The 7,780-nt window shown below is 35.5% G+C and carries 7 protein-coding genes; 5 read left to right on the top strand and 2 right to left on the bottom strand.

What is annotated here, in order from left to right:
- The coding region (locus VFS71_RS04740) for a peroxidase family protein (protein WP_326399683.1) at window positions 1–1,458 on the top strand (1,458 nt) is incomplete at its 5' end.
- Window positions 1,459–1,525: 67 nt separating this feature from the next.
- Here the strand turns inward: VFS71_RS04740 and VFS71_RS04745 are convergent.
- Together VFS71_RS04745 and VFS71_RS04750 are read right to left on the bottom strand one after the other, a co-directional pair.
- Complete coding sequence (locus tag VFS71_RS04745) at window positions 1,526–1,915, bottom strand: DUF1398 domain-containing protein (RefSeq protein ID WP_326399684.1); 390 nt, start codon at window positions 1,913–1,915, stop codon at window positions 1,526–1,528.
- Between the two features lie 21 nt (window positions 1,916–1,936).
- On the bottom strand, window positions 1,937–2,371 hold the full coding sequence (locus VFS71_RS04750; protein WP_326399686.1) for a thioesterase family protein: 435 nt from the start codon (window positions 2,369–2,371) through the stop codon (window positions 1,937–1,939).
- A 306-nt stretch (window positions 2,372–2,677) separates the two neighbouring features.
- On the opposite strand from VFS71_RS04750, the gene VFS71_RS04755 reads away from it, so the two are divergent.
- The 4 genes from VFS71_RS04755 to VFS71_RS04770 all read left to right on the top strand — a co-directional run bounded on the left by VFS71_RS04755 (window position 2,678) and on the right by VFS71_RS04770 (window position 7,779).
- Window positions 2,678–3,496: an AraC family transcriptional regulator gene (locus VFS71_RS04755; protein WP_326399687.1), complete on the top strand. Its 819-nt coding sequence runs from the start codon at window positions 2,678–2,680 to the stop codon at window positions 3,494–3,496.
- Between the two features lie 304 nt (window positions 3,497–3,800).
- On the top strand, window positions 3,801–5,102 hold the full coding sequence (locus VFS71_RS04760) for a TolC family protein (RefSeq protein WP_326399689.1): 1,302 nt from the start codon (window positions 3,801–3,803) through the stop codon (window positions 5,100–5,102).
- A gap of 36 nt (window positions 5,103–5,138) precedes the next feature.
- Window positions 5,139–6,191, top strand: coding sequence for an HlyD family secretion protein (locus tag VFS71_RS04765; RefSeq protein ID WP_326399691.1), 1,053 nt, complete (start codon window positions 5,139–5,141; stop codon window positions 6,189–6,191).
- A 4-nt stretch (window positions 6,192–6,195) separates the two neighbouring features.
- Complete coding sequence (locus VFS71_RS04770; protein WP_111411527.1) at window positions 6,196–7,779, top strand: MFS transporter; 1,584 nt, start codon at window positions 6,196–6,198, stop codon at window positions 7,777–7,779.
- Window position 7,780 lies beyond the last annotated feature (1 nt).

A 7,780-nucleotide genomic window follows, 5' to 3' on the forward strand; every position in this document is an offset into this window, starting at 1 on the left:
CGTATGGCTATGAATGACGAAGAAACAGTTGCACTTATTGCTGGGGGGCATACCTTTGGTAAAACACACGGTGCTGCGGATCCCAACCAGTACGTTGGTGCAGAACCAGCAGCTGCGGGAATTGAGGAGCAAGGACTTGGTTGGAAAAACACTTTTGGAAGCGGGCATGGTGAACACACTATTAGCAGCGGATTAGAGGGTGCGTGGACCACTACGCCTGCTAAGTGGAGTCACAACTATTTTGAAAACCTTTTTGGTTTCGAATGGGAATTATATAAAAGTCCTGCAGGTGCCCATCAGTGGAGACCAAAAAATGGTGCAGGAGCCAGTACAGTTCCGGATGCCCACAATCCGTCAAAAAGCCATGCGCCATTTATGCTTACAACAGACCTATCCTTGAGAGAAGATCCTATTTATGAGTCGATTTCAAGACGCTTCTATGAAAATCCAGAAACGTTTGCCGATGCATTTGCTCGCGCTTGGTTCAAACTGACACACCGTGATATGGGACCAATTGCACGTTATTTGGGACCGGAAGTGCCTAAGGAAGTGCTTATTTGGCAAGATCCTGTTCCAGCGGTAACACACAAATTAATTGATGTCAATGATATTACTGCTTTAAAAGCCAAAATTTCTGCATCAGGATTGTCGGTTTCCCAATTGGTATCGACTGCTTGGGCATCGGCATCAACATTCCGAGGTTCTGATAAAAGAGGTGGTGCCAATGGTGCGCGTATTCGTCTTGCTCCGCAAAAGAATTGGAAAGTGAACAATCCACCACAATTGACAAAAGTACTCGAAACTCTGGAAGGTATCAAGACTGCATTCAATAGCGCTCAGTCTGATGGAAAACAGGTTTCATTAGCCGATTTAATCGTTTTGGCAGGAGGTGTCGGAATTGAGAAAGCGGGTAAAAATGTGACTGTTCCTTTCACACCAGGAAGAACTGATGCTTCACAAAATCATACGGATGTGGAATCATTTGCCGTTCTTGAACCTGAAGCTGACGGTTTCCGCAACTACATGAAAACCCAATACACAGTTTCGGCGGAGGAAATGTTGGTTGACAAAGCACAATTGTTGACCCTGACTGCGCCAGAAATGACAGTATTGGTTGGTGGTTTGCGTGTTCTTAATGCCAACTTTGATCAGTCTAAACATGGTATGTTTACTAGTAGTCCAGAGATATTGACTAATGATTTCTTTGTGAACTTACTCGATTTTGGTACGATATGGAAAGCTTCTTCAGATTCCCAAGAGATGTTTGAAGGTCGTGATCGTAAAACTGGTGCAATTAAGTGGACAGGAACCCGTGTGGATTTAATCTTCGGTTCTAACTCGGAACTTCGTGCACTAGCTGAAGTTTATGGATGCCAAGATTCCCAAGATCAATTTGTAAAGGATTTTGTGGCCGCTTGGACTAAGGTGATGAATTTGGATCGTTTTGATTTGAATTAAATTGTAGTTGTGTATTATTGAAAAGGTGGTTCGTTTCTGAACCACCTTTTTTTATTGTATTATAAACCTAACTCGGAATTTTTTCAATTAGAATGGCAGCTCCTGATTGGTCAAAATACGTGCAGGTCATTTCTATAATATCAACGCTCCATTTTGCAATGCCGCATTGTCCTGCATGATTGCAAAAAGTAAGGTAATCCGTTTGCCCTTCTTGGTGGATAACAAGAAACTCAATAAAACGCTCTTTGTTCGCAAAAGGTGCAATCGTTATATTGTCATACGTTTCATTTGCTGTAGCGCGAAAATTATCGGCGCCAAAATATTCTACATGGCCATCGTTAACAAAGGTATCATATCCTTTTACGCCTAATGTAATTAAATCCTGAATGTAAGCAGGGAAGTCTGCTCCTGATTTAACTCTGGAATGTGCTTCTTTTATTTGGGCAATTGTGAACATATTTGATAGTTTTTTGATTAATTACAGGGCGATAAAATCAGCTGTTTTTGGAAAAACACTTAAGGCATCAACAACAACTTGTGGAGTTGGAGTAGCTAATTTACGGATTTTGGTATCCATCCAAGCACCATCAACAGTAATAACGGCACACAATGTATCTTCTTTGTAAAACTCATGAACAATTGACCAGCGTGAAGCATCAGCTTTCATTTTTGCCATTTTGGTTTGCATGATAATCTCGTCCGAGAGATTGATTTCTTTTCTGAAAACACATTCTTCCCTAAATAATATTGGGCCAATATGTTCCGATTGCATTACTCTTAATGTTAATCCTAATTGTGCTAGTATTTCAACACGGTGTTGTGCTCCAAAATCATAATAAGCACTGTGGCGTAAATGAAAATTAGGGTCTAAATCAGACCAGCGAAAGGACAGTTGTTTGCTAAATGTAGCCATGGGGTTTTTAATTTATTTGTATGTTTCTGTAAGCAAAGATAGAGAGGATTTTCAATTGTTACTCATAGCGATTGACTAAAATAATTTCTAACGCACGAATGATTATGAATTATTTTGTTGTTTTTTGATTGCAAATTTATTGGAGTTGTTCTGTCTCAAGCTTTCGTAAATCCGTCGGTTGCCACAGCCATTTTATATTGGAATAATAAAAGGTATTCTTGTCCAGAAATAACTTTGTCTTTGTAACTTTGAAAGTTATTTCTACTCAACTATATTTTTTAGTAAAAACACAACCAATCGATTGCAATGGATTCATCTAAAAATTTAGAGGATAAATATTACATTAAAGAGGTTGATACTGATGGGAAAAGTATCTATTGTTATCATGATCTTATGGGAGAATTGTTGATTCCTACACACAAGCATGACAAAGCTCAAATGTTATATTCAGAAGGAGGAATTGTCTATGTTACCACTGAAACTAAAACCTATTTTCTTCCTGCCCGACATTTTATATGGATTCCGCGAGGAATTGCACATAGCATTAATACTAGTTCTGAAAATGTTATGATGAGGAATTTGTATTTTCCAATTGATTCGGACGAAGATCCTTTTTATGACAAGGAAGGAATTTACCCCGTAAATGATTTATTACTGCAGATAATGTTATTCACGAACCGATGGAATGGAAATCTAGAAAAGGGAAGTAGGAATTTTGTCATCGCTAATGGAATTAAAGCACTTTTGCCTGAAGTATGTCTGACCGATTTACCTTTGGCTTTGCCATCTCCAAAAGATATTCGCCTTAATAAAATTATTGTTCATTTAGATGAAAATCTGACCGAAACTATTTTGTTTTCTGATTTGGCAGAACGGTTTGGATTTAGTGAGCGTTCCTTGTCTCGTTTGTTTAAAAAAGATTTGGGAATGTCGTTTATTCAATATTTTACCATTCGAAGAATATTAAAGGCGATAGAATTGTTATTGGAAAAAAAACTATCCGTAAATGAAGTTGCCCGTGCCGTTGGGTATAATAGTGTTCCAACCTTTAGTAATACTTTTTTAAAGATTTTAGGAGCACGCCCATCTGATTACATAAATGGAGTCGAAATATTAAAAAAATAAAAAGTTATTTGTTCCAAAATTTCTATAAAATTGAAGAAGTATTTTTTTTGTTTTGGATAAAATAATGAATTGAGAAAAAAATAAACTTTATTTTATCGAATCAGTAATTTTAATAAAAAAGAGCCCTTTTTTAGTGATTTTAAATTTGTCCGAAATGAATAAATTTATGGCTTTCGTTGATTTTACAACATGAATTAAATGAGAGAACTTTGCAAAATATTCTTTATTTCAATTTATGTTTCTCAAAAAAAGATCTTTTTCAGATCAATCAAAAATTAAATTCCCTCAAAAATTAGTATTCTTATTGCTTTTATTTCAATGGGTTACATCTGTTCAGGCACAAAAAGAACAGACTATTTCTTTGAATGATGCCATAAAAATGGCAAAAGAAAACAATATGGACATTCAGAAGTCACATATCGAACAGCGCATTTCCGAAAAAGAGATTGATGTTACAAAGAACCTTCGTTTGCCCGAGGTTAATTTTAATGCAATGTATTCTCGATTATCTGATTTAACAGAATATGAAGGTGCTTTTTTTACGGACAAGCATACCTATACTCCAGAACCTGGAACGGTAATATATGATGCGGTTACCAAATTTGATATGCCACTTTATGCGGGTAATAAAATAAATAATGCTATCAGTAAGGCGAAACAGGAAAACGAGATTGCTAAAATCAAGCTGGAAAAAACCGAAAATGACATTCAGTTGGATGTTGCAGCTACATTCTTGGGTATTTACAAAATGATGGAACTTCAAAAAATCATAGACGAGAGCATTAGGGAAGAGCAGGAACGCTTGAAGGAAGTCAAAGCATTCAAGACTTTTGGAACTGTAACCAAAAATGAAGTGCTGCGTTCTGAGTTACAGCTTTCGGACAGGGAATTGAATTCCTTGACCAATAAAAAAAATATAAAAATTGCACTTCAGGACTTCAAAACCCTATTGCAGTTGCCAGAAGAACAGGAAATAAGTATTGACACAACTGCTATTTTTGATGAAACGAATCTTTTGAAAGACTATGGCTTTTATTTGAAGGAAACTATGCAAAATGAAGAGATGCGAATAGCAAGTAGGGAAGTTGAGGTTAAAAAAACGGAGTTGAATATGATAAAAGGGAATTATTATCCTAAGGTGGGTTTCTTTGGAAATTACAATTTAAAATATCCCGACTATATGTTGTTTACTTTGAATCGTCCTTATCTCTACACCATTGGACAAATTGGAGTTGAAGCTTCTTATAATTTATCAGGTTTATACAAAAATAAAGCACGGGTGGAGGCTGCCAAATTAAAAGTGGAATTACAGGAGAATGAATCGACGAGAGTCAAAAATAAGATGGAAGATCAGGTGTTTAGAACTCATACCCAATATCAGGAGATACTGGACAAATTTTTGGTTACTGAGAAAGCATTGGAATTGGCAAAGGAGAATTATCGAATTATAAAAGTGAAATATCTTAATCAATTGGTGTTAATTACCGAAATGGTTGATGCGGATAATGCTTTGCTGCAAGCGAAATTCAATAAAGTTTCCACTAGAATAGATGCTGTTATGAAACACTATGAATTGCTTCATACAGCAGGGTTATTCAATAAATAATAATTTCAGTTTAATATAATTTAGTTTTAAGTTTATATGGTAAAAGTAAAAAATACGTCAAACGCTCATAGAACATTTCATAGATTAACCACAGCAATTGCAAGTACTTTGATTTTAGGCGGAATTGTTCTAGGTATTTGGTTTTATGTTTTTAATAAAAATCATGAAGAAACGAATGATGCTCAGGTGGATCAATATGTAACCCCAATTATGGCCAGAATAACGGGTTATGTTCAGGAAGTACGCTATGATGAAAATGAGTTTGTGCACAAAGGCGATACTTTAATTGTAATGGATAAAAGAGAATATAAAGCTCATTTGGATATGGCATTGGCAGATGTTGAAAATGCCAAAAGCAGTATCAATGTTATACAAAAAAATGTTGCAACAACTTCTAATACAACTTCGGTAAGACAAGCTCAATTGGAAGCTGTTAAAACAGAAGTATGGAAAACTAAATTAGAATACAATCGTTATCAAGGGTTGTTAAATCAGGAAGCGGCGACAGAACAACAGTTGGAGAAAGTAAAAGCAGATTATGAATTAGCCAAAGCCCATTATCAAGAAATACTAAACACGATTCAATCGGCGGCATTGAATACCTCCGAAGCTTCGGCAAAAATTTCGACAGCACAAACCGTGATTCAGTCCAAAAAAGCTATTGTCGATAATGCATCTCTTTTTCTTTCTTATACCGTAATCACAGCTCCTTACGACGGTTGGGTTGGAAAAAAAATAATTCAGCCAGGACAAATGATTAAAGAAGGACAGACCTTAGTTTCTATCGTTAGTAAAGAAAAGTGGATTACAGCAAATTTTAAGGAAACTCAAGTGCAATATTTGTCCATTGGTCAGGAAGTTGTAGTGAATGCAGATGCGATAAATCAAAGAAAATTTAGAGGAAGAATAGAATCATTATCTCCTGCCAGTGGAGCACGTTTTTCTTTATTGCCTCCTGATAATGCAACGGGTAACTTCATTAAAATAGAGCAAAGAATTCCTGTTCGAATAAAGCTGATGGAATCAGATAAGCAAACTGATTTTCTTAGGGCTGGTATGAATGTTTCTATTATTGCTGAACACCAATAATCAGATGTCAGAAGTAACTGTTTTTAAATCTTGGGTTCCCAATTGGGCCATTATTGCGATTTTATTTTTTTGTTTGTTGCAATCCATGATTTTATTGGGAGTGTATACTTCCAATGTGACCTATGCTGCCAGTTTTCTTGATGTAGAAGTTGAAGATTTACAGTTTTCGATGTGTGTAACCTATGGGACTTTTTTGGCTACATTATTGATTGAAAGTCGTTTTTTTAATTTTTTTCCAACCAAAAAATATTTTCTTGTGATCTATAGCTTGGCAGCCTTAACGTTTATCTTAACTGCTTACACAGAAAATTTTTCTTTATTTATTATTTTAAGGATTGTAGAAGGAATTGTAATGGCCTTGCCTGTAGTTTCATTAAGGCAGTTTTTGATTTCGAGGTTTAAGTCAAAAAATGCCTTAATTATTGGTTTTACAATTAATTATGGAGCTTTGATGTTGGCTTCTCCTTTTATAATGAATATTGCGGTCTGGCTTCTTGAAAATTATGATTGGAAATACATGGCGTATGGATCCGCTTTATTTGAAATTATATCAGTGGCTCTTATTATGTTTACATTTAAAGATAGTCGTCTTCATAAAAAAATCCCATTGTATCAAATAGACTGGACGAGTTACATCCTGCTGATTACAGCTATTTTGTGTGGTGCTTTTTTTATGGTTTATGGTGAAAAAAAGTATTGGTTTGATTCTTTTCAAATTATTGCGGCATTGATTTTTGCCCTAATAACAGGAGGTCTTTTTATTGTCCGACAATTACATGTTAGCCGACCCACTTTTGATTTGAGAGTATTTCGTTATGATAATTTTCGAACTGGATTGTTATTGTCTGTGCTCTTTTATATTGCCAGATCAACTTTGAATATTTGTCACAGTACAATGTTTACAGTTTGGAATTGGGAGCCATCCCGAGTAGCGCATGTTCAATATTTGAATGTAATTGGGAATGTAATTGGTATGGTTATCTCGGGTCTCTTTTTGGCTAAATCTGTCACTTCTAAGACTATTTTTGTAATTGGGTTTTTGCTTTTTGCTGTGTTTGATTTCTGGTTTACTTTTCTTTTTGTTCCAGATATAAGTTTGGCAGATATTGCGATTCCGTATATGTTGCAAGGAGTGGCAGTGGGAATTCTGTTTGTTCCATTGGTATTGTTTACAGTCTCTGCAGTTCCTACTCATTTCGCCCCGTTTGCTGGAATCGCAGGGGTTGCTGGAAGATTTTGGGGAAGTGTCATGGGGTTTGCACTAATTCAAAATACGACTGTTTTTTTGCAAAGAAAACATTTTACAAAATTTAGGCAATTTGTTCTTTCGGAGAGTCCAGAGACTCAAATGCGTGTCGAGCAAATGACTAAAAGTTTCATGACAAAAGGTTATAATATTGATGATGCGACTAAATTAGGTATGAAGCAAATTATCGGTTCTGTTTCAAAACAATCGGTTTTATTGTCGAATATGGAAATCTTTACGGTTATGGGAAGTATAATGCTTATAGTTGTTTTCTTTTTATTAATTAATCAACATTTAAAACAAACATTTGATATTTTTAAAAATAGAATTTGGGATAATTAAG

The sequence above is a fragment of the Flavobacterium sp. genome (genome assembly GCF_035760125.1).
Classification (GTDB): Bacteria; Bacteroidota; Bacteroidia; order Flavobacteriales; family Flavobacteriaceae; genus Flavobacterium.